20 protein-coding genes are annotated in these 23,252 nt (G+C 46.5%); 17 read left to right on the forward strand and 3 right to left on the reverse strand.

Annotated features, from left to right (window positions below):
* Positions 1–5 precede the first annotated feature (5 nt).
* From mutS to H1230_RS15240, 11 genes are all read left to right on the forward strand, one after another.
* Entirely contained in the window at positions 6–2,732 is a 2,727-nt protein-coding gene (gene mutS / locus H1230_RS15190) for a DNA mismatch repair protein MutS (RefSeq protein WP_239716688.1), read from the forward strand.
* Between the two features lie 33 nt (positions 2,733–2,765).
* A complete protein-coding gene (gene mutL / locus H1230_RS15195) occupies positions 2,766–4,802 on the forward strand; it encodes a DNA mismatch repair endonuclease MutL (protein ID WP_239717350.1) in 2,037 nt (678 codons plus the stop codon).
* 44 nt (positions 4,803–4,846) lie between these two features.
* A complete protein-coding gene (locus H1230_RS15200) occupies positions 4,847–5,626 on the forward strand; it encodes a class I SAM-dependent methyltransferase (protein WP_239716690.1) in 780 nt (259 codons plus the stop codon).
* A complete protein-coding gene (miaA, locus tag H1230_RS15205) occupies positions 5,616–6,596 on the forward strand; it encodes a tRNA (adenosine(37)-N6)-dimethylallyltransferase MiaA (protein ID WP_239716692.1) in 981 nt (326 codons plus the stop codon). Before H1230_RS15200 ends, miaA begins: the two co-directional genes overlap by 11 nt.
* Positions 6,597–6,615: 19 nt before the next feature.
* Positions 6,616–6,855, forward strand: a complete 240-nt coding sequence (gene hfq / locus H1230_RS15210) for an RNA chaperone Hfq (protein ID WP_019910673.1) — start codon at positions 6,616–6,618, stop codon at positions 6,853–6,855.
* 140 nt (positions 6,856–6,995) lie between these two features.
* The gene (locus H1230_RS15215) at positions 6,996–9,578 is read left to right on the forward strand and encodes a transglycosylase domain-containing protein (RefSeq protein WP_239716694.1); all 2,583 of its coding nucleotides are present in this window, start codon (positions 6,996–6,998) and stop codon (positions 9,576–9,578) included.
* 192 nt (positions 9,579–9,770) lie between these two features.
* A complete protein-coding gene (locus H1230_RS15220; RefSeq protein WP_239716696.1) occupies positions 9,771–10,325 on the forward strand; it encodes a ribonuclease FAU-1 family protein in 555 nt (184 codons plus the stop codon).
* A gap of 1 nt (position 10,326) precedes the next feature.
* Positions 10,327–10,983, forward strand: coding sequence for a YdcF family protein (locus H1230_RS15225; protein WP_239716697.1), 657 nt, complete (start codon positions 10,327–10,329; stop codon positions 10,981–10,983).
* A gap of 95 nt (positions 10,984–11,078) precedes the next feature.
* Positions 11,079–12,044 carry an AAA family ATPase gene (locus H1230_RS15230; protein WP_239716699.1) on the forward strand — a complete coding sequence of 322 codons (966 nt, stop codon included), beginning with the start codon at positions 11,079–11,081 and terminating at the stop codon, positions 12,042–12,044.
* A gap of 46 nt (positions 12,045–12,090) precedes the next feature.
* Positions 12,091–13,380, forward strand: coding sequence for a GTPase HflX (gene hflX, locus H1230_RS15235; RefSeq protein ID WP_239716701.1), 1,290 nt, complete (start codon positions 12,091–12,093; stop codon positions 13,378–13,380).
* 120 nt (positions 13,381–13,500) lie between these two features.
* Positions 13,501–14,766, forward strand: a complete 1,266-nt coding sequence (locus H1230_RS15240) for a methionine gamma-lyase family protein (RefSeq protein WP_239716702.1) — start codon at positions 13,501–13,503, stop codon at positions 14,764–14,766.
* A gap of 99 nt (positions 14,767–14,865) precedes the next feature.
* Here the strand turns inward: H1230_RS15240 and H1230_RS15245 are convergent, their stop codons facing one another.
* The gene (locus H1230_RS15245; protein ID WP_239716704.1) at positions 14,866–15,408 is read right to left on the reverse strand and encodes an NADPH-dependent FMN reductase; all 543 of its coding nucleotides are present in this window, start codon (positions 15,406–15,408) and stop codon (positions 14,866–14,868) included.
* Positions 15,409–15,581: 173 nt separating this feature from the next.
* On the opposite strand from H1230_RS15245, the gene H1230_RS15250 reads away from it, so the two are divergent.
* Positions 15,582–15,842, forward strand: coding sequence for a YolD-like family protein (locus H1230_RS15250; protein WP_239716706.1), 261 nt, complete (start codon positions 15,582–15,584; stop codon positions 15,840–15,842).
* A gap of 131 nt (positions 15,843–15,973) precedes the next feature.
* Here H1230_RS15250 and H1230_RS15255 read toward each other — a convergent pair whose 3' ends face one another.
* Positions 15,974–17,425 (reverse strand): IS1182 family transposase, encoded by a 1,452-nt coding sequence (locus tag H1230_RS15255; RefSeq protein WP_239717352.1) that lies wholly within the window; start codon positions 17,423–17,425, stop codon positions 15,974–15,976.
* A 373-nt stretch (positions 17,426–17,798) separates the two neighbouring features.
* Between H1230_RS15255 and H1230_RS15260 the strand changes: the two genes are divergently transcribed.
* From H1230_RS15260 to H1230_RS15270, 3 genes are all read left to right on the forward strand, one after another.
* Positions 17,799–18,209, forward strand: a complete 411-nt coding sequence (locus H1230_RS15260; RefSeq protein WP_154119813.1) for a MerR family transcriptional regulator — start codon at positions 17,799–17,801, stop codon at positions 18,207–18,209.
* A gap of 30 nt (positions 18,210–18,239) precedes the next feature.
* Entirely contained in the window at positions 18,240–19,568 is a 1,329-nt protein-coding gene (glnA, locus tag H1230_RS15265; protein ID WP_239716707.1) for a type I glutamate--ammonia ligase, read from the forward strand.
* Positions 19,569–19,717: 149 nt separating this feature from the next.
* A complete protein-coding gene (locus tag H1230_RS15270) occupies positions 19,718–19,810 on the forward strand; it encodes a YjcZ family sporulation protein (protein WP_481857175.1) in 93 nt (30 codons plus the stop codon).
* Between the two features lie 75 nt (positions 19,811–19,885).
* On the opposite strand, the gene H1230_RS15275 is transcribed toward H1230_RS15270, so the two are convergent.
* Positions 19,886–20,521, reverse strand: coding sequence for a PT domain-containing protein (locus H1230_RS15275; protein WP_239716712.1), 636 nt, complete (start codon positions 20,519–20,521; stop codon positions 19,886–19,888).
* A 485-nt stretch (positions 20,522–21,006) separates the two neighbouring features.
* On the opposite strand from H1230_RS15275, the gene H1230_RS15280 reads away from it, so the two are divergent.
* Positions 21,007–22,050: an ROK family transcriptional regulator gene (locus H1230_RS15280; protein ID WP_239716715.1), complete on the forward strand. Its 1,044-nt coding sequence runs from the start codon at positions 21,007–21,009 to the stop codon at positions 22,048–22,050.
* On the forward strand, positions 22,050–23,246 hold the full coding sequence (locus H1230_RS15285; RefSeq protein WP_239716717.1) for an MFS transporter: 1,197 nt from the start codon (positions 22,050–22,052) through the stop codon (positions 23,244–23,246). The genes H1230_RS15280 and H1230_RS15285 overlap by 1 nt, the downstream gene beginning before the upstream one ends.
* Positions 23,247–23,252 lie beyond the last annotated feature (6 nt).

Below are 23,252 nucleotides of genomic sequence, written 5' to 3' on the forward strand. Positions count from 1 at the left end.
TGACCATGGCAGAATATACACCGATGATTGAGCAATATTTACGGGTGAAAGAGGGGGCGAAGGACGCCTTTCTATTTTTTCGGCTGGGCGATTTCTATGAAATGTTCTTTGAGGACGCCTTGCTTGCTTCGAAGGAACTTGAGATTACCTTAACAGCCCGCGCGGGTGGAGGTGATGAGCGTATTCCGATGTGTGGCGTACCTTATCATGCCGCAGAGGGCTATATTCAGCGGCTAATTGAAAAAGGCTATAAGGTCGCCATATGTGAGCAGCTTGACGATCCGACGACCACCAAGGGTATGGTGCGGCGTGATATCGTGCGTGTCGTAACGCCGGGAACGGTCATGGATGGCAAGATAATCAGTGACAAGAGCAACAATTATCTGGTCTGTGTCACCGAGAACGATGGGATGATGGCCCTGGCGGCTTGTGACTTAACTACTGGTGAGCTGTATGTTACCTCTGTGCTCTCGGGAGCAGAATGGCTGCGGGATGAGATTGGCATTTATGAACCTGCTGAGATTATTGGCGATCCTGCTCTTTTGGAGCTTTTGCGTAGGGAAACATCGCTTCTGGAAAAACCTGTTGTGTATACTCCCTGGGAGAAACGCGATGAGGAAATGGCACGCCGTCAATTTGGCGAAGCAGCATGGGTACGGTTGGAGAAAGAACGGGGCCACAATCTAGCTTTGCTGATCTCCTATTTAAGCGAGACCCAGCGGCGTTCACTAGGACAACTAAGCCAGATTTCTCCTTATGAGCCTGGCAATTATATGATTCTCGATCCGTTCACACGACGGAATCTGGAACTTACAGAAACCGTGCGAGAACGGTCGAAGAAGGGTTCGCTGCTCTGGCTGCTGGACCATACCGAAACGTCGATGGGCGCGCGGCTGTTGCGGCGCAGAATTGATAAGCCGCTGCTGCAGCGGGCACCCATTGAACGGCGGCTGGAAGCTGTGGATTTTTTGTACAACCAGTTTATTGTCCGTGAGGATTTGCGTCTTGCATTGAAAGAAATTTATGATCTGGAGCGCTTGGTCGGTCGTATTGCCTTTGGCAGTGCGAACGGCCGGGATCTGAATGCACTGAAGCTGTCGCTGCTGCAAATCCCGACGTTGAAGGAAATGTGTCTGTCTTCTGGTTCAGCAACGCTGCGGGAGATTGGAGCCGCTATGGACGAATGCGCGGAGCTGCGAGAGGATATTGATCGCGCTATTGTTGAGGATGCGCCAGTATCTGTGCGTGACGGCGGAATGATTCGTTTGGGTTATCATGAGCGGCTGGATGAGTTCCGGGAAGCAAGTACGAACGGCAAACGCTGGATTGCCGAACTCGAAGCGAAGGAACGTCTGGCGACAGGCATCAAGTCACTGAAGATCGGCTACAACAAAATTTTTGGTTATTATATAGAAATTACCCGCGCGAACCTGGCTTCACTGCCGGAAGGTCGGTATGAACGCAAGCAGACGCTGGCAAATGCTGAACGTTATGTTACCCCGGAGCTGAAAGAGAAGGAAGCTCTTATTCTGGAAGCCCAGGACAAGATGACGGATCTGGAATATAGCCTGTTTACAGAACTTCGTGAACGGATCAGCGGCGAAATTCCGCGCCTGCAGAGTCTTGCGGAGAAGGTCGCAGAAATTGATGTGTACCAATGTCTTGCAGCGGTCAGTGCGGAGCATCGCTTCGTGAAGCCTACGCTAACAGACAGTTATGATATGCATATTGAAGGCGGACGACATCCTGTAGTTGAAGCTGTACTAAAGGATTCGGCGTTTATTGCTAATGGGAGCCATCTCAGCAAGGGTGAAGGGAATATTCTGCTGATTACCGGTCCTAATATGGCGGGCAAAAGCACCTATATGCGTCAGGTTGCCCTCATTTGCATCTTGGCGCAGATCGGCTGTTTTGTGCCTGCGGCAAGCGCCGAGGTGTCACTGATTGACCGTATCTTTACGCGTATCGGAGCAGCAGACGACTTGATTGGCGGCCAGAGCACGTTCATGGTAGAAATGGCCGACATTCAGGTGATGACCGAGAAAGCAACCGCCCGCAGTCTGATCATTATTGATGAGTTGGGACGCGGTACTTCGACTAGCGAGGGGATGGCAATTGCTCAAGCCGTGATTGAATATGTGCACGATACCATTGCCTGCAAAGCGCTTGTCTCGACTCATTTTCATGAGCTGGCCCATTTGGAGCAGAGTCTGCAAGGCTTGCGCAATTATTCCATGGCCGTTCAAGAGAGCGGCGACAAAGTAAACTTCCTGCGCAAGCTTGTGCCGGGAGCTGCAGACAGCAGCTATGGTATTTATTGCGCCCGATTAGCCGGTCTGCCCGAAGGGATTATCGACCGTGCTTACAGGTTGCTTCAGAACATTGAGCTAGCTGCTGCACCTGGTGCAGTGACTCTTAATTATGGAGTGGGTTATGAAGGACAAGCAGTTGCGAAAGAGAATAAATCTGCTTATGCTGAAGCAGCAGTAACACTGGCCCATTCGGAGCAAGTAGCGGAACGTGAAGTGGTGCAGTTGTCCATCTTCGGCGAGGAAGAGCCGCGCAAGAGCCGCAAAGGCGGTGCTGGTGTTATTGCTGCAGTCGAAGTAAAAGAAAATCCAGCGCTTAAAGAATTAATCGCAGCTGTTAAGGGTGTTGATCTGATGAACATGACCCCACTGCAGGCGATGGGCCTGTTGAACGATTTGAAGATAAAAGCCAACGATCTTTAAGAAGTAAATTGCCTAAGAGCGAGGTGAATGAAATTGGCCAAAATTCATATATTGGATGAGCATATTGCCAACCAGATTGCTGCCGGGGAAGTTGTAGAACGTCCTGCTTCGGTCGTGAAGGAGCTAGTGGAGAACGCCATTGATGCAGGCAGTACCCGAATTGAAGTGACTGTCGAGGAAGGTGGCCTGCAGAGCATCAGGGTCAAAGACAATGGCTCAGGAATAGAACCTGAGGATTGTGAGACTGCTTTTTACCGCCATGCTACAAGTAAAATAGCGAACGGGCGCGATCTGTTCCTCATTACGAGCCTCGGCTTCCGCGGTGAGGCACTGCCCAGTATCGCTGCAGTATCCAAGGTATCTTTGCTTACTGCAACCGCTGATGACGGCAAAGGCCGCCTCATTGATATAGAAGGTGGCAAGCTGATCCGAAATGAGGATTCACCATCCGGAGTAGGCAGTGATCTTGCCGTGCGGGAATTATTTTTTAATACCCCGGCAAGGCTGAAATATATGAAGAGTATACAAACAGAGCTGGGGCATATCTCGGATGCGATGTACCGGATGGCGTTGGCTCATCCAACGATCTCGTTCACGCTGCATCATAACGGCAACCAACTGCTGCATACGCTAGGCAATGGAGATCAGTTGCAAGTGATTGCTGCCGTATACGGCACTTCTGCGGCGAAGGCAATGCTGCCGATAGCAGCGGAGGATCTGGATTATAGGATCTCCGGCTTTATCAGCCGCCCGGAATGGACGCGCTCCAACCGGAATGGGATCACTACCATTGTGGGTGGTCGATATATCCGCAACAATGGTCTGAACGCAGCAATTCTACGAGCCTACCATACACTCCTGCCAATCAACCGCTACCCGCTGCTGGTGCTACAGCTTGATATGCATCCTTCTCTCGTGGATGTCAACGTACATCCGGCTAAACTGGAAGTTCGCTTCAGTAAGGAGATTGAGCTGTTTAAATTTGTGGAAGAAGAGATCCGTAAGGTATTGCTAGGCCAAAGTCTGATTCTTCGTCCGGGTAAGGAAATGATTGGACAGAAGGGGAGCAGTTCATTTATACAGGAGCAGTTTGCTTTTTCCAAGGGGAATATTCCTCAGATTTCAGCGGGTGATGCATCTACTCCAGATTTGCCGGTTACAGAAGATTTCCCGCACGGTGACCGTCCGGGATCAACATTGGGTCCGCTCAGTAACAATCAAGCTGTGTCTGATCGGAGCAGCGATGGGAATCCAGCAGGCAATCGCAACACTGGCGGAAATAGCCAAACAGCGGACCAGGCAGGACTTCATCAAGCAAGAGAATCAGCCGCATCTTATGGCAGCAGTAACAGGCAGTCTCAATCACGCGGCCCTCAGAGCACCGTGGGCAGTAGCTACCGTCCGATGGCAGCAACGTTACCGCGCGGGCAGATGCCTGCTGCAGAAGAGCTGTGGGCGCCCGCAGACGGCGAAGCCTCCAGTCTTCCGGAATTTCCAGAGCTGAATTATATCGGCCAGCATCATGGGACATATATTATTGCCCAGAATGATGGAGGATTGTATTTGATTGATCAACATGCGGCTCATGAACGGATTAATTACGAATACTATTATGAGAAGTTTGGCCGCCCGGAAGAGGCTTCGCAGGAGTTGCTCCTGCCGATAACCCTGGAGTTCACCCCTTCCGAAAGCCGGCAGCTTAGTGAACGGCTGCACTGGTTCGAGCAGGCAGGTGTGTATTTGGAGCATTTCGGAGGTCAGACATTTCTGGTCCGATCCTTGCCCTATTGGTTCCCGGAGGGGGACGAGAAGGCAGTGATCGAAGAGATGGCCGAGTGGGTGCTGAGTGAAAGGTTTATTGATCTGGCGAAGCTGCGCGAGAAATCCTCCATCCTCTGCTCCTGCAAAGCCTCAATTAAGGCTAATCAGAAGCTGACTGAGCAGGAGGTAGATTCACTACTGTCCCGTTTGGCAGCCTGTCGCCAGCCTTATACCTGTCCACATGGACGGCCGATCGTGGTCTCTTTTTCAACCTATGATTTAGAGAAGCTGTTCAAGCGGGTAATGTAATTGCAGTACTGCTACTTAAAGAAGTGAGCAAGACAGGAGGCATCATGATTATAACAACGGGTACTAACCCGATACCGGAAATTGTACAGCGGGCGCAGAGTCTTGCGGAACGAACGGGCTGTGTCTATGCTCCCCGTGGTACTCTTTCTTTACCAAAGCTTGTCGAACGTAGCAAGGACGAAGAGGTTTTGGTTGTACTGCAGGAAGCAGTCCGTCTCTTGCGGCCTGGAATGGCAACGATGGAGTTTCATCCCAGTATGGGGTTTGTCCGCGCCAAACGAATACTGAAGGGCGAGGTTGACCCCATGCTTACCGCTGCCGGGATGCTTCCCGGGGACAGCGTACTTGATTGTACTGCAGGCCTAGGTACGGATTCCCTATTATTCGCGGTTTATGGCAGCGAAAGCTCTGTAGTAACCGCACTTGAGAGTTCACTCCCTTTATACGGACTGTTGTTGGAGGGAATGAGCCATTATATCTCCGGACAAGAGAAAGTAAATGCAGCACTGCGTCGTATTCATGTGGTGCATAGTGATCATTTGGACTATTTGCGGGCACAGCCGGATGACAGCATTGATATCATTTACTTTGATCCTATGTTCCGCGTACCGCTGACCGACTCTGCTGCGATTTCTCCGCTGCGCCAGTTCGCGAACGGAGACGCATTGTCTATGGTGAGCGTTGCAGAAGCGGTAAGGGTAGCTCGCAAAACCGTTCTTTTGAAGGAAAAAGCTTTGAGTGGTGAATTTGCGCGGCTGGGCTTCACTGAGCTGCTCCGTAGCAATTCTAAAACATCGTACGGGGTGATACAAATTGACCAGTGAAACTAGACGCAAGGTGCTGGTGCTTCTGGGGCCAACTGCTGTCGGCAAAACAAGACTGAGTTTGGAGCTTGCTGAAGCTTATGGCGCAGAGATCATTTCCGGCGATTCCATGCAGGTCTATCGAGGGATGGATATTGGTACGGCGAAAATTTCACCGGCAGAAATGCAGGGGATTCCACACCATTTGATCGATATCCACGACCCTCAGGATGCTTACTCCGCAGCAGAATTTCAGGAGCAGGGTGGCAAGCTGATTGAGGAGATCAGTGACCAGGGCAAACTTCCCTTTATTGTGGGGGGAACTGGGCTGTATATTGAGTCCTTATGCTACGGATTTCGCTTCTCTGAAGCTGTGGCAGATGAAGCCTTTCGCAAGGAAATGGATGACTTTGCAGAAAGGGAGGGGGCGCTTGCACTGCATGCCCGGCTTGAGCTTGTAGACCCGGTCAGTGCAGCCAGATTACATCCGAATGACCGCCGTAGAATTATCCGTGCACTGGAGATTCATCTCCAGACGGATACCACACTTTCTGCTTCACATGCGGCCCAAACTAAGGAATCCCCCTATGATTTATGCCTCATAGGTTTGACAATGGACCGGAAAATACTATATAAACGTATTGAAGACCGAATTGACAGCATGCTGGCGGAAGGACTTGTCGCCGAGGTGAAAGGGCTGCTCGATCATGGCTACGGCAGAAGCCTTGTATCTATGCAGGGACTTGGCTACAAGGAGATTGCCTCCTATCTCGCAGGAGAAATGACGCTGGATGAGGCTGTGACACTGCTGAAACGCGATACTCGCCGATTCGCCAAAAGACAGTTGTCATGGTTTCGCCACATGAACGAAATTCAGTGGATTGACGTCGAAGGTGAACAAAACTTTTCTGAGAATTTTGCAAAAATCCGTGCTATAATAGCAGGAAAGTTTCTCTCAGGTCTTGAATATACATCTGAACAATCTAATTGAACCATTGGGGGTACGTCATATGAACAAGTCCATTAACATCCAAGATACGTTCTTGAACCAACTGCGTAAAGAGAATATCCCTGCTACAGTATATTTGACCAACGGTTTTCAGATCCGAGGGATTATTAAAGCTTTCGACAATTTTACCATTGTCATTGACAGTGACGGTCGGCAGCAAATGGTGTACAAGCATGCAATCTCGACCTTTACTCCGCAGCGTAGTGTTTCACTTATGCAGGATAGCGGAAGCGAAGAGTAATATTTTACAAGTTTGAAGTGAAACCTTTTTGTTTATAAATCGTTTGAATAGAGTAGATGAGAGAGCAACCTGAGAAGGTTGTTCTTTTCATTCGTGGATGACCATTTATAAATGGTTCCGAAAGGGAGTCAGGAGACAACATGTCCAGAGACGATATACCGAACCGCAATAGAGATAGAGGATCAAATCAAACGAAACCTAAGAAGAAAAAGAAGTTTTTGACTAAGAAACGTGTGCTGTGGAGTCTGTTCTTTGCAACGGCCTTAGCGATTTTTTGTGCGTTAGGCGGCTATTTGTTCATTATGCTCAATGGAGAGAAGTTGCTTCAGGAGAATAGGGATAAATTGACTGTCAATGAAACGACCAAGATCTATGACCGCAATGCGAATCTTATCGGTGAATTGTCACTGGAGAAGAGTGATCCTGTAGATTATGAGAACATTCCTAAGCTACTCGTTAATGCATTTGTCGCTACAGAAGACAAGCGTTTCTTTGAACACAAAGGGGTCGACTTTTGGTCGATCGGACGCGCAGCAGTCAAGGATGTTGCGGCACGAAGCATGGTTGAAGGTGGCAGTACCATTACGCAGCAGTTGGCCAAAAATATATTTCTGACGCGGGACAAAACTTTTTTCCGCAAAGCGACAGAGGTATCGATTGCTGTAGCACTGGAGAATAACAATACTAAAGAACAGATCATTACGATGTATCTGAACCGGATTAACTTTGGTGGTACCATCTATGGGATCAAAGCAGCTTCCATCCGTTATTTTGGTAAAAGTGATTTGAATGACCTCAAAATATGGCAAATTGCCACGCTGGCTGCGATGCCAAAAGGTCCCTCACGCTATAACCCGCTTCGCAATCCGGAACTTTCCAAGGAACGGCGTGCAGTGGTGCTTCAGCTCATGAATGAGCAGGGTTTCATTACTGAACAGGAGATGAATGAGGCTAAGGCCGTTGATTACAATTATAAACCGCCGGAAAGCAAGCAGCGTTATCAGGCTTTTATTGATTATGCAGTGGACGAGGCAGAAAACAAGTTCGGTCTGTCCGAGGATGATCTGAATATCGGTGGATACAAAATTTACACCACAATGGATAAGCATGCCCAGGAGACCGTTGAGGATGCTTTTGCGGATAGTAACAACTTTGAGAAGAGTGTCGACGATGAGTTGGTACAAGGCTCTATGACCATCATTAATCAGGAGAATGGCAGTATAGTGGCACTGCTCGGCGGACGAAACTATGAGAAAAAAGGCTACAGCCGCGTTAACAGCAGCCGTCGTTCGCCTGGATCAGCTTTCAAGCCACTTGTTGCTTATGCACCTGCGCTGGAGTCCGGCAAGTTTACACCAGACTCTAGTCTCAGCAATGAGAAACAATGCTTTGGTAAATACTGTCCAAATAACTTGCATGGATATTCTTCGACCATCAGTATGAGCGATGCCTTGCAGAAATCGGAGAACATCCCGGCTGTATGGCTGCTGAATGAGATCGGTGTGGATACCGGTTTTGAATTCGCCAAGAAGATGGGTATTGACCTTGAAGATGAGGATAAGAATCTCTCTCTGGCGCTCGGAGGTATGAGCAAAGGAACGAACACGCTGGAAATGGCTCAAGCATACAGTGCCTTTGCGAATGGCGGAGAGTTACGAGATGCTTATACTATTAAATCTATCACGGATAGCACGGGTGAGACGGTTTATAAAGCTAATACGACACCAGAACGTGTCATGAGCGAGAAAACGGCTTACCAAATGACGCAAATGATGCAGAAGGTCGTGGAAGACGGTACCGGTAAAAAAGCGAAAATCAACCGTCCTGTTGCCGGTAAGACCGGCACGACCCAAAGTGGATATACCGGTATCAGCTCGAACCGCGATGTTTGGTTCGTGGGATATACACCGGAATGGACAGCTGCTGTATGGATGGGCTATGACAAGCCCAGCAAGCAGCATCTGCTCAAGAACAGTAGCCCTCTTGCGGCAGCATTCTGGGGAAAGGTCATGGAGGAGGCACTGAGAGATGTTCCGGAGAAATCCTTCCCGCATCCGGATAATGTCGATGTCTCTGAACCTACCGCAACCCCTGAGACAGCTCAGGCGGTAAGCGGACTGACAGCAGAGTATGATCCAACTACAATGACAGTTAATCTTAACTGGCAGGCTGTCCCTACAGCAGGCGTGGAATACCGAATTTATCGCCGTGAGACATCTGAGGCAGACTTTAGTCCACTGTTAAATACGGTAGCTATAAATGCAGGGGATATAAGCGCCATGCCAGGATTGACGTATGAGTATTATGTAACGGCGTATTATCCTGAATTGGATATAGAAAGCGAACCTTCCAACACAGCTTCTTTATCTGTACAGGATGAACTGCCGACGCAGGTGCCAGAAGCCACAATTGATCCAAACCTTCCAACGGCTACACCTGAGAATAGTGGAAACAATGGTGGCCCAGGTAATGGGAATGGAGGCAACAATGGAAAAGACAACAATGGAAAAGGCAACAATGGAAATGGCGGTAATCACGGAGGCGGAAATGGTGGAGAAGGAACACCTCCAGCTGCTACGACCCCTCCTGTATCAGAGACGCCCGTTCCTACCCCTCCACCTGCGGCAACGTCAGGACCAGCAAATTCCGGAGCCGATAGTGGTGCCGTTGCCAGTCCTGATCCAACAGCAGGAGCTGTAGACAATGGGGTCACCACACAGTAATACTCAACAGCTGTTATAAAGATGAATTACACTGCCCTGGCAGACCTTATGCTCTGGTTACATTGGAGTATGGGGGCTGCCGGGGTTTATTTATGAGTGATAAGAAATAAAAGTTGCATAATACAGGGATATTTTGAGTGTATCCGCTAAATGTGGTAAGCTGAAGACACCATACTGGAGAGGGTTATATCTATGAAACGTAAATTCGGAGACCGGGCCAACTGGCGCCGGATTACGCGCCGCCATTTTGCCTGCCGTTATGTGGAGAGCCGGGAATTTAACGGTTACATTACGCTGTACACTATCTACGGACTGAAAGAACCACTGTGGAAGAGCTATGGCAGGCATACATACCGCATCGCGGACAAAGGGTATTCGTGGCTGCAATATTTCCCTAAAGACAGTCACTATATTGTGACGGCTATGTTCGATGAAAGACAGAATATTATTCAATGGTATATTGATACCTGCAAAGTTCAGGGTGTCACAGATCAGGGAGTTCCCTGGTTTGATGATTTATATCTGGATGTTGTAGTGCTGTGGAATGGAGAGGTTTTTTTGCTTGATGAGGATGAGCTCGAGGAAGCGTTGGAACGGGAAAATATTTCGGATGGCGATTACAATTTGGCCTGGAATACTGCTAACGCTATCCTGCACAGCATCGATGCTCACGCCTTTCCTTATTTCTCCCTCTCTTTGAAGCATCGTGCGGAATTGTTCCATCATGGAGAATTCAGGAGGAAATAAAATGGATTGGTATGTCTACGAAAGAGGCTCATCCCCGATTCGAAGGGTGACCCGAAAACGCGGGTTTTGGTCTAAACGCTTTTGGTTGATTATTTTAGCAGCTCTTGTGATTATGGGTTTGCTTTGGGGTGCTTTTGCCCTTTGGAATATTAACCGTGCAGCTACAACCAATCCAATGAATCAAGCGGATGCAGGCATTATTCTAGGGATGTCTATGTGGGGAGATGAACCCAGTCCCGGATTGCAGGAACGTCTGGATTACGGGCTTAAACTCTATCAGGCAGGTAAATTCTCGCATATTATTGTAACTGGCGGTTTGGATCAAGCAGATCTCCAGTATACCGAGGCTCAAGGTATGCGTAATTATTTGGTCAAGCAAGGAGTGCCGGACAGCGCCATCTATATGGAAAATAAGGCTACCAGTACTTACGAGAATCTTTTATTCAGCAAAGAGATTATGAATCGAGAAGGTTTATCTACTGCGATTATCATTACTCATACCTACCATGGGCGGCGGGCTCAGGAAATTGCGGACGAGCTTGGTTATAATAATCCGGAACTCGGATTAACCGATTCTCAGGTTCTGTCCATGGCCCGTCATAAGACACGTGAGGTGCTGGCTTACACTAAATGGAAGCTCCAACAGTTATTCTTGTGATTTGTCCCTGAAAAATCCCGAATCTGCTAATAAGACTTCATATGCTGGAATAGACTTGATTAGAGAAGTCAGCCCTGGATAATGAGGTGAACCCGATGAACGGACGCGTAGCGGCGGCAAGCGGGCGGGAGGAAGGCAGACCGTCACGACAAATTAATGTAGTATTGCGGAATCAGGAGCCTCCGGCTATTACCCATATAGTTGGAGATAGTCAGGTGGTACCTCCCAAGATACCAGGCCACAGCAGCTTGTTTCAAGAATTAAGCCAAGAACTCGACGCCTTGGTAGGTTTGGACAATATTAAAGAACTGGTATTTGAAATATATGCGCTGCTGCAGGTTGCGCAGATGCGCAGCGAAGCTGGGCTAGCGAGTGGTGGTCAAGCGTATCATATGGTCTTTAAAGGCAATCCGGGTACCGGAAAAACAACTGTAGCGCGAATTATCGCCAAGCTGTTTCAACGTATGGGTGTGTTAAGCAAAGGTCATCTCATTGAGGTAGAAAGAGCCGATCTAGTGGGTGAATATATTGGACACACCGCACAAAAGACACGGGATCTAGTTAAGAAAGCACTGGGAGGCATCCTTTTTATTGACGAAGCCTATAGTCTGGCACGCGGTGGTGATAAAGACTTTGGTAAAGAAGCGATTGATACGCTAGTAAAGTCTATGGAGGATCATCGGAGTCAATTTGTGCTGATTCTGGCTGGTTACTCTGGTGAAATTGATTATTTTCTGATGAGCAATCCGGGCCTGCCCTCACGCTTTCCGATCCAAGTTGAATTTCCTGACTATACACTTGACCAACTGCTGCAGATTGCTGAATTGATGGCCAAAGAGCGCGATTATATTTTGATGCCGCAGGCGATACTCAAGTTAAAGCAGCATTTGCTGCTGGAGAGAACCGAAGGCGTGCACGCTTTCAGCAATGCACGATATGTACGTAACGCGATTGAGAAGGCTGTTCGCGCTCAAGCTGTACGCCTGTTGAATCAGTATGAGAGCATCAGCCCTGGGAAGCAGGAGCTGATGAGCTTGCGGACAGAAGACTTTAAGCTGTAGATTATGAAACAAGGATAATATTAAGGTCATAAGGAGAACGACATACATGGCAATAACCACGCATGATACGGATACAGAAGTGCAAGACAAGGCTATTTTGGTCAGCCTTGTCACGGATAAGATCAAACGTATTGGAGTCGATCCTGAGCTTTCTCTACAGGAATTAGTTCAGTTGGCGGAGACCGCAGGAGTTGAAGTGCTGGATGTGTTACGCCAGAATAAAGCAACCCCTGATTCGAAATGGTTTATAGGCAAAGGTAAGGTTGAAGAGCTCAGGATGATCGCAGATGGACTTGGTGCTAATACTGCTATATTTGATCAGGAGCTTTCAGGCGCTCAAGTACGTAATTTGGAAGAAGCTCTGGATCTAAAGATCATAGACCGGACGCAGCTTATTCTAGATATATTCGCTGGACGCGCGAAAACACGCGAGGGAATTATCCAAGTAGAGCTGGCCCAGATGTCGTATCTGCTGCCTCGCTTGTCTGGGCAAGGTAAGAATTTATCCAGACTAGGTGGCGGTGTGGGCACAAGAGGTCCAGGGGAAACCAAGCTGGAGACAGACCGTCGCCATATCCGCGATCAGATTGTCGAGCTGAAACGTCAACTGGATGAAGTCGTGAAGACGCGCGAGTTGCACCGTGAACGCCGTCGTAAAAGCGGGGCGGTACAGGTTGCTCTGGTTGGCTACACAAATGCTGGTAAATCAACACTTCTGAAGCAGCTTACGAATGCGGATGTATATATTGAGAACCAACTCTTTGCTACACTGGACCCAACTTCACGTGTATTGCAGTTGTCTGGGGGTAAGGAAGTCGTATTAACTGATACCGTTGGATTTATTCAGAATTTGCCGCATGATCTGGTGGCCTCCTTCCGGGCGACGCTGGAGGAAGTGAATGAAGCGGATCTGGTGCTGCACGTAGTGGATGCTTCATCACCAATGCGCCAGGAGCAGATGGATGTAGTGCACTCCATTTTGCAGGATCTTGGTGCAGCGAGCAAACCGCAGATTGTGCTGTTTAACAAAATTGATTTGTGTCAACCAGAACAACTGGAAATGCTGCCGACAGGTGCGGGCTATCTGAAGATCAGTGCTTATAATCCTGATGATCTGACCCTGCTTACAGAGATCATCACGGATGAATTGGCTGGTGAAACGTTAGTCTTCCGTATTCCCGGAGATCGTGGAGACCTGTCCGCGTTATTGTACAGAGTAGGCGAGATCTTAGAGCAAAATTTTGATGAGAATGATGTTCTCTACAGCGTCCGCTTGAACAAAGACGATTATGAAAAATGGAGCTATAAGCTTGTCGATTTTGTGGAACAGAACTAACTAAGTCAGTAATTTAATTATTGAACCTCATTAATAGCATTAACACACAGGAAAGCGCCAGGAAACTGACGCTTTCCTGTCATTATGATGGCATGTGAATGTAAGGAGAGAATAGGGGAAATGGTAGTATTTGCAGAGGATATCTTACAGGCGGCAGCGTTAGCGGAAATCGAAATAGAGAGTGCAGTAAAGCTGCTGGACCACATAGTAGATAAGAATCAGTGGAAAGTAATAGAGGCATTTCAGCAGCATCAGGTGAGTGATTTCCACTTTGCTGGTTCCACAGGTTATGCATATAATGACCGGGGGCGGGAAGTGTTGGATCTCGTCTATGCGGACGTATTCGGTGCAGAGGCGGCATTGGTGCGGCCTCATTTTGCTTCCGGCACCCACACAATTTCAACAGCGCTCTTTGGGGTGCTTCGCCCTGGGGATGAGCTGCTCTACATCACCGGACGCCCCTACGATACGCTGCATAAGGTTGTAGGCAAGTCTGGTGATGGAACAGGCTCGCTCGCTGATTTTGGCATTACCTACCGCGAGGTGGCCCTTACAGCCGAAGGGAAAGTGGACTGGGCTGAAGTGGCTCTTTCCATACATGCACAGACAAAAGTAATCGGCATTCAGCGGTCCCGTGGTTATGACTGGAGATCTTCCTTTAGTATTGCTGAAATCGGTGAGATGACGTCTCAGGTAAAAGCTCTAAAACCCGATGTAATAGTGTTTGTGGACAATTGTTATGGGGAGTTTACCGAAGAGCTGGAGCCACCGCAGGTGGGCGCTGATCTTGTGGCCGGTTCATTAATCAAGAATCCAGGCGGCGGTATTGCTGAGACAGGTGGCTATATTTGTGGTCGCCGCGATCTTGTCGAACTCTCAGCCTACCGCTTGACAGCTCCGGGTATCGGGGCAGAAGTAGGAGCGATGCTGGGAACGACTCGTGGGATCTATCAAGGATTGTTCATGGCACCTCATACGGTTGGTCAGGCCGTTAAAGGAAGTATTTTTGCGGCGGCCGTATTTGAACGTTGTGGATTCACGACAAAACCCGCCTGGTACGAACCTCGTACGGATCTGATTCAGGCTGTAGCTTTTGACGGTCCTGAGCACCTGATAGCCTTTGTGCAGGGAATTCAGCGCGCGGCAGCTGTTGACAGTCATGTGGTTCCAGAGCCTTGGGATATGCCTGGATATGAACATCCTGTCATTATGGCGGCCGGTACCTTCATCCAGGGTGGGAGCTTGGAGTTATCTGCAGATGCTCCAATTCGCGCTCCATATATCGGGTATATGCAAGGTGGATTAACGTATTCACATGTCAAATACGGAGTTCTAATGGCACTACAAAGTATGCGAGATCGGAATTTATTGAGTTTGCAGAAATAATTATGAACAGCATAGTGGCTGGTCATCAGCAAAAAGCCACTTCGTTGTTTGAAGTGGCTGACTTTCAATATAAAGGATCTACTCTTAGGTAAATAGTGATTATTGACGTAAAGTCTTTAATGCACCACTCCAAGCAAGAACTTGATCCAGCATAGCATTCACATTAGCAACATGTAATTCAGCAGGTTTGAATACAGTTCCATTTTCAAAGTCTGTAAACAATGATAATAGTGGATGTACTCGAACGTCAGCTATTTGTAATTCTCCCAAGATACCGCGCAAATGTTCTGCTGCACGAACTCCTCCAGCTGAGCCGTAGCTGACAATACCTGCTGCTTTATTGTTCCATGCTTCACGCGCATAATCCAGTGCATTTTTCAGAGATGCTGAAATACTATGGTTGTATTCTTGAACAATGAATACGAATCCATCCAGGCTGGCGAGTTTTGTATTCCAAGCAGTTGCTTGCTCGGTAGCATCGACTTCTCCTAAAAGTGGAAGTTTGAAGTCTGCGATATCTACGATTTCATAATTTGCATCTTCACGCTGATCCGCAATACTTTTTACCCATTCGCCTACTTGTGGGCTTACGCGGCCTTGTCGTGTGCTTCCCAGTATAATTCCGATGTTTAGTTTACTCATTTCAGTCTCCTTCTTTGAAATTTTGATAGCCCAAAAAGGTAAGGACCTCAACTGTAAATTATAGCACTTAACCTTTTTAAAACATAACTATGTGCCAGTAGGGAATGATCATTGTATTACGAACGTTTATTCGTATATAATATGGAAAGGGACGTTCGAAAGGATGATTTATAATGACCGCACACGTAAACTTGAAATATTACGATCTTCCCAACTACGATGAGTTTGCAATGCAGGAACTTGGAGAGTCGCTAGAAGCAGCGGCAAGTAGCAAAAGGCCAATAACGTTGATGGTTTTTAAGATAGGAGAGGTAACTGGAGTTATTGAAAAGATGGATTCCACAACCCGAAAGATTCACCTGCAGACAGAAGAACAAGGATTGTTCAAGATCCCCTTCTTAGAAATATGGAGTGTAGAAGATCCAGCAGATTAATGCCTGGCCACTGAAAAACATGGCCTTCTCGGAAGATTGGAAACAACTATATCCAAAAGACGACATTCATTCGGATCTTGGCGAATGAATGTCGTCTTTTTAAGATGTATTGTTGCTGGACTGAGCCCTTTTTAGCTCATGAGCTTCAAAATCCGTTTCAGATTCACTGCAAATATCGCCATTGCTCCTTGAATTTCCATGCCAATCAGACCCGAGGTAGACGCAACATCATACCCATGTCTGTGCTTGAGTTCACTATTCTTAGCTTCAATCTTGTAACGCTCCTTGGCTTTGGCTTTAAAGGCTTCGCTTTCTTGAAACCTTGCCTGCTCTAGATGCTCGTGGCTCTTTATACTTACCGAATAGGTTTTGCTCTTTGACCCTTCTTTGTAGCAGCCTTCGCGCAGTGGGCATCGTTTGCATTTCTCTACGTCAAAATAATAGGTGTCAGTCTGGTTTTTCCCCCGTCCTTTCTTTCCCTGCCGCGCTCGACGAATGGCCAGATGGCCAGCCTTGCATACATACCTTCCCGCATCTTTATTAAATTCAAATTCGTCCCCTTTCTTTCGGTTTCCCTGCGTAATCAAAGGGTTTAATTTGGAGACGAGCTCGATTTCGTTTTGAGCACTGTAGGACAGATTGTCTTTTTCTGAATAGGCCGTATCTCCAATTACGATTTCAACCTGCATCCCTGCAGCCTTACTTTTTTCAATCAGCGTTTGGAGCTGTTTCCCGTCATTTTGTTCGCCCGTCGTAACCGTCGCTGCTGTAATTATTCGTTCTTCACTCATGGCGATATGGGTTTTGTATCCGAAAAAAGAAGAGTCTGCACTTTTGTGTCCCACTTTGGCGTCCGGATCGGTAGAGGTTTGCAGATGCTCCACATCATCGGCGACCGTTTCTTTCAGCAGATTTAAAGGCTCGCTTACCTTGGGAAGTCCCGTAAACCTTCCATCCTGCTCAATCACCGCAACCAACCGCTGGCAATATTCGATTTCATCCTCAAGGACATCCGTAGTCGGCTTGGACGGAAAAACATTTTTCATTGACTCCTCTATACTGTAGATCACTTTACGTACCTTTTTGGAGCGTTCTCGCAGCACTTCTTGCGGGGTCTTTTGGGTATAGCGCGCTTTGGTATGAGTCGCATCCACAATAATGGTTTTGCTGCGAATGACGCCTTTTTCAATGGCGATTTTCACCGTTTTGCCAATGAGCAGATCGAGTAACTTCATATCTTTCAGTCGCAGCTTGCGAAATTTGGTCAACAGACTGGGGTCAATGACCCCTTCCTCCGGAGCCATATGTAGGAAAAACTTGAACGACAGGTCGGTTTTAGAGCGTTCCACCAGATCGACGTCGGACAAGTCAAAGATAGATTTGAGCAGTAGATATTTAAACATTCGGACCGGGTCCACCGCGGTTCGACCGTTATCGTGGCAATAGGTTTCGTTCAGTTTCTCATAAACAAAGCTAAAGTCCACCAGCTCGTCCATTCGCCGTAGCAAGTTATCCTTAGGAATCAGTATATTGTAAAGTTCGATATACGGGCTCAAGATAAAATTCTGCTGCTCAGGGAGCATGGAGACCACCAGCCTTTGATTTGATACTTTAAGTATACCGAAAAAAATAGACATTCTCCTCAAAAAATGAGGAGAATGTCTATTTGAGATCCTGATGGACTTTTTCAGTGGCCTCGATTAATGCCTGGGTCTTTCTGTTTTATGTTACTCACACTTCACTCATAAAAGGTTTCAGAGATGGGTATTTTTGCTTGTGGATAGTTCAATGTGATATACTGCGGAAAAGTCTAATCCTATATAGCTCACATTCACTTCACCTAGATTCCTGTAGGTTTCAATAGATGTTGTGAGAATATCTTACACACCATTGACACGCAAGAACAGGAAATGTACAATGAGATGAGAAAAAGATCATTGGAAGGTTGGATGAGTCATGGGTGATGAAATCCGCAGAAATATGGCATTATTCCCTATAGGAATCGTAATGAAGCTAACCGATTTATCTGCGCGACAAATTCGTTATTATGAGCAGCACGGCTTGATCGTACCAGCGCGTACATCAGGCAACCAACGTTTATTCTCGTTTAATGATGTAGAACGACTGTTGGAGATTAAAGCATTGATAGAGAAGGGTGTCAATATCGCTGGCATCAAACAAGTGATGAACCCCGTTTCTAAGGAATCGGATGAAGCTACAGTGATAACCCCTGATACAGAGGTTAGACGTAGAGAATTGTCCGACTCCCAGCTCCATCGTCTGTTGAAGCAAGAACTGGTTTCCGGTAAAAGACCGGGACAAGTTTCTCTGATTCAAGGTGAGCTATCCCGGTTTTTTAATAAATAAGATAAAGAAGCTTGAAAGGGAGAGGGTAAAGTGAGCTTTTCTAAAGAGGATATAGTGCGCATTGCCAAGGAAGAGAATGTCCGTTTTATTCGTCTGCAATTTACCGACCTGCTCGGTACAATCAAGAATGTAGAAATTCCAGTAAGTCAGCTAGAAAAAGCACTTGATAACAAAATGATGTTCGATGGTTCTTCCATCGAAGGTTATGTGCGTATCGAGGAATCTGACATGTATCTTTATCCTGACCTTAGCACTTGGGTGATTTTCCCGTGGGTGACGGATAATCGTGTGGCACGTTTGATTTGTGATGTGTACATGCCTGATGGCACTCCTTTTGCTGGAGATCCACGGGGTATTCTCAAGCGCTGCTTGATTGAAGCTAAAGAAATGGGCTTCACTGCTATGAACGTAGGACCTGAGCCTGAATTCTTCTTGTTCAGAACGGATGAAAAGGGTAATCCTACTACAGAATTAAACGATCAAGGTGGATATTTTGATTTGGCGCCGATGGATCTTGGGGAGAACTGCCGCCGCGAAATCGTATTGACACTGGAAGAAATGGGCTTTGAAGTGGAAGCCTCACATCACGAGGTGGCTTATGGCCAGCATGAGATCGACTTCAAATATGCTGACGCAATCAAAGCTGCTGACCAAATTCAAACCTTTAAGCTTGTAGTGAAGACGGTTGCCCGTCAACACGGCTTGCATGCAACATTTATGCCTAAACCATTATTTGGAATGAACGGATCAGGCATGCACGCTCACCAATCCTTGTTTAAAGGCGAAGAGAATATGTTCTATGATGAAAGCGATTCTCTTGGTTTGAGTAAAACTGCACGCTATTACATGGCTGGTATATTAAAGCATGCGCGTGCTTTTGCTGCCATTACGAACCCGACAGTGAACTCTTACAAACGTCTTGTGCCTGGTTATGAAGCGCCTTGTTATGTAGCTTGGTCCGCGAGCAATCGCAGTCCAATGATTCGTATCCCAGCTTCAAGAGGGCTTAGCACACGCGTTGAGGTCCGCAATCCAGATCCAGCAGCTAACCCGTACCTCGCACTTGCTGTAATGTTGAAGGCAGGGCTCGATGGTATTAAGCGCAAGCTTGATCTTCCAGCTCCTATTGACCGTAACATTTACATTATGTCTGAGGAAGAACGTATTGAAGAAGGTATTCCAAGCTTGCCAGGAGATTTGAAAGAAGCGTTGAGCGAAATGATTCGCAGTCATGTGATTACAGAAGCTCTCGGCGAACATGCTCTTGCACATTTTTATGAACTGAAAGAGATTGAATGGGACATCTACCGCACCCAAGTCCACGAATGGGAAAGAGCGCAGTACATGACTCTTTACTAGAAGGCTAAACCCTAGACGCTGAATGTAGCGTCTAGGGTTTTTGTTTGTTGGGGCATATTTTTACGAGACAATTTCATTCCCTAATGCCCAAGTGTACCTCAGTAATTTTCATATTCTAATTTGTATTCAAATACAAAGGAGGGAATATGATGGGTGAATTTGCAGGAGGGTTTACTTCTACTAGTGCAATTCTGGTTCTGTTTATCTTGTTGGTAATTATATCTAAGGCTTTCTTGATCTAACCTAATTCATAGCCCTTTTCCTAATTCCAATAATCCATTTTGGATTGTCGGAATTTTTTTGTTGAAGATGGAAGGCTATTTTTTCAGCTTTGCCAAAGCTTTTTCCATTTGCTGTTCATTTGATTTTATACTGTCACTATCAACAGCATTTACACCCAGATACGTATATTTCGTGTTTTGATAAAAATCGAAGGCAAAATCACTTATCGCTTCACCATCACTATGTTGATTTCCAACAACAATAGCTTTAAATATATTGGTCAACATGTATTCAGCATCATCGATATTAGCCAGATAGTTCTCCGAAGTGTATTCCTCAACAATGGACGATTCGAAATCAAGCAATTCGTCTTTATTTGGTTTGTAATTTCTTGCTAACGCTTCAGCCGATGTGGCTTTTTCTGTAGGTGACGCATCTGATTGAGCAAGTCTTTTTAGCGTGGATTCCCAGCTCTCGTTGACCTGTTCGGTAGTTGCTGGGGTAACGCTTGGCCCATTTGTAGGCTGGTCTGTTGATTGTGTTGGCTGTGTTGGCTCCACTGTTGGCTCAATTATAGGTTCGGTAATGGCCTCTTCAGTTGGCTCAATAGTAGCAGTAGGAGTTACCTGTTCTATTGTTGTTTTTTTACCTCCGTTGGTTATGACAAAGAATCCTATAAGCACAACTACGATGCACCAGAACAACCACTTTCTATAAAATGGAATTTTCATGTTGTCCTCCTCATGTCTGACCTTCATTCTAAATCCAGTTTATCAATGATGTCGTGGGATAACTGTTCATCCAGAAAAGATTAAGGAAATATTCAGCGGAGCTTTATGTAGCTTTAAGGTTTAGAGGTTATAGTTAAGTTCTCCACTCCCCGGTGGATTCATTCTTTTCCTAGATCCTACCAAACATTTTGGTAGGATCTTCTCTTATTTCATTCGCTTAATGTTTCCTTCACGCATATCCACTACGGCGATGCTCAAGTAATATAATTGGAAAAGGGAAGAATACGGTAGCAACGGGTATGCGGCTTTAATCACAATAGATCAACCGCTGATTTTGGCTTTGAGCCAATAATAGAATATAGAATATTCTCTCTCTCATACAGGTTACTTAACCAATGACGAGGGCTTAGAATAAGCCCCCGAAAAATATAGATATATTAAAATACTTTTATAAAGTATTGTATTAAGTGAGGTGATTATTATATATGGAGAATATTGGCGGAAATGCTCTTGTCACAAGAGAGGTTAATATTAATTTGGTTAGAAGAGTCTTGAAGGAGAAGCAACAAGCCACCAAACGAGAAATTGCTGAGACAACAGGCTTGAGCGTGGTGACTGTCGCTACTGTGCTGCAGCATTTAGTGAAATACAATGAAGTGCTTGAGTCTGGGCTGATTTCATCTAGTGGAGGGAGACCTGCGCAACAATATACATACAATGAGGAGTTCGTTCTTGCTTTGATTGTATATCCCTATGAAACGGAAGGTTGTACCTTTATCCATGGCACCATTGTCAATCTTTCCGGAAAAAGCATGTACGAAACAAATGTTCAAGTAGAACTTGTGAATCTGCAAAGTTTTGAACAAATTATTGATCATTGTATTAGTCTCTATGCTTCTATTCAGGCGCTTGGCTTCGGTTTACCTGGCGCTGAATATGATGGGAAAATGATTGTGTCAGACTATGAATCCTTACTAGGTATTTCGGTTACAGGGCACTTTAGAACTCGCTATCAAAAACCAGTTGTTATGGAAAATGATGTGAATGCTGCAGTTATTGGGTTCTGCAGACGTACGCAGGTAGCTGTCGATGCTTCAATAGTCTACTTGTATTTCCCGGAAAAGTTCCCTCCTGGAGCTGGTATATATCTAAATGGAAAGCTGTACAGAGGGAGACGAAGCTTTGCCGGTGAAATTGCCAATATACCGCTGGGGATAGCATGGGGGGAGGCTGCCTTGCTGGACTCATCAGAACTGCTATCTGAAGCGATAGCTAAACTTACGGTAACAATCTGTAGTGTGCTGAATCCTGATGCTGTAGTGCTGTATGGGAGCTTTTTAACGATGGACCATATCCATGAACTTACCCAAAGATGCAGTACACAACTGCCTGCAAGCGCGATGCCAAAGCTGTTGCTTTCCGAGGATTTTGCAGCTGATTATAGAGAGGGAATGATAGTGCAAACCCTCAGTACGTTAGAACCAGAGATACATTTAATCAAATATGACAGTATAGGTGGGAATCGCTAATGGCCACATTATTTTTAATCATCATCTATTTAGCTTTCATTAGTTTGGGATTGCCTGATTCTATGCTAGGAGCAGCGTGGCCGGTCATGCAAATCGAGTATGGAACACCCATTGAAATGGCTGGTGTGCTCTCCATGGTCATTGTGGCCGGTACGATCATCTCCAGCTTAGCAAGTGAGGCTGTGCTAAATCGTTTGGGTACTGGAAAGGTCACTTTAATCAGTGTTGCAATCACCGCTGTTTCGCTATTAGGCTTCTCACTATCACCCTCTATTCTGTGGCTTGCTATTTGCGCGCTGCCGCTTGGACTAGGAGCGGGGTCAATTGATGCCGGGTTGAATAACTATGTGGCTACCCACTACAAAGCGCACCATATGAGCTGGCTGCACTGTTTCTGGGGGGTTGGAGCTATGATTGGACCTATTATAATGTCCCATAATATTGCAGGGGGGCATTCTTGGAGAGATGGTTATACTGCTGTTAGCCTGATTCAGTTTGGATTGGTTTTGGTGTTATTCCTCACACTTCCATTATGGAAACGGGTTGAGCGAACCAACCATGTTGTGGAAAAAGAGGAGCAAATCATATCCATCCATTCATTACTTCCGGAGACCCATGAGAAACCCTTGAAAATTAAAGGTGTTAAGTTTGCCTTATTTACTTTCTTATTTTATGTGGGTGTTGAAGCGACAATGGGATTGTGGGGGAGTAGTTTTCTTGTGAATGTGAAGGGATTGTCTGCCTCATCGGCAGCGCAATGGGTGTCCATGTATTATGCAGGTATAACAGCAGGGAGATTGCTCACCGGATTCGTAACTTTTAGATTCAGCAACCGGGATCTTATACGTGCTGGACAAATAATAGCATTGCTAGGGGCTATATTACTGGTCATACCGTTACCGGAGATGTTTTCGCTAATTGGTTTTATTCTGGTTGGCTTAGGCTCTGCCCCTATATTTCCTTGTATGCTGCATGAAACGCCAGTCCGCTTCGGGAAAAAGCACTCCCAAAAGATCATGGGCTATCAAATGGCTGTCGCCTATGTAGGAGGAGCAATCCTGCCGCCGCTGCTGGGATGGGTAGCTGCCCTTACCTCGTTTATGATCTTTCCGTTTGTCATTGTAGCCTATATTATCATCATGCTCATTAGTTCAGAGAGAATAAATAGCTTGATGAATAAACGTCAGACGATTTGATATTAT

The organism is Paenibacillus sp. 19GGS1-52, assembly GCF_022369515.1.
Classification (GTDB): domain Bacteria; phylum Bacillota; class Bacilli; order Paenibacillales; family Paenibacillaceae; genus Paenibacillus_AQ.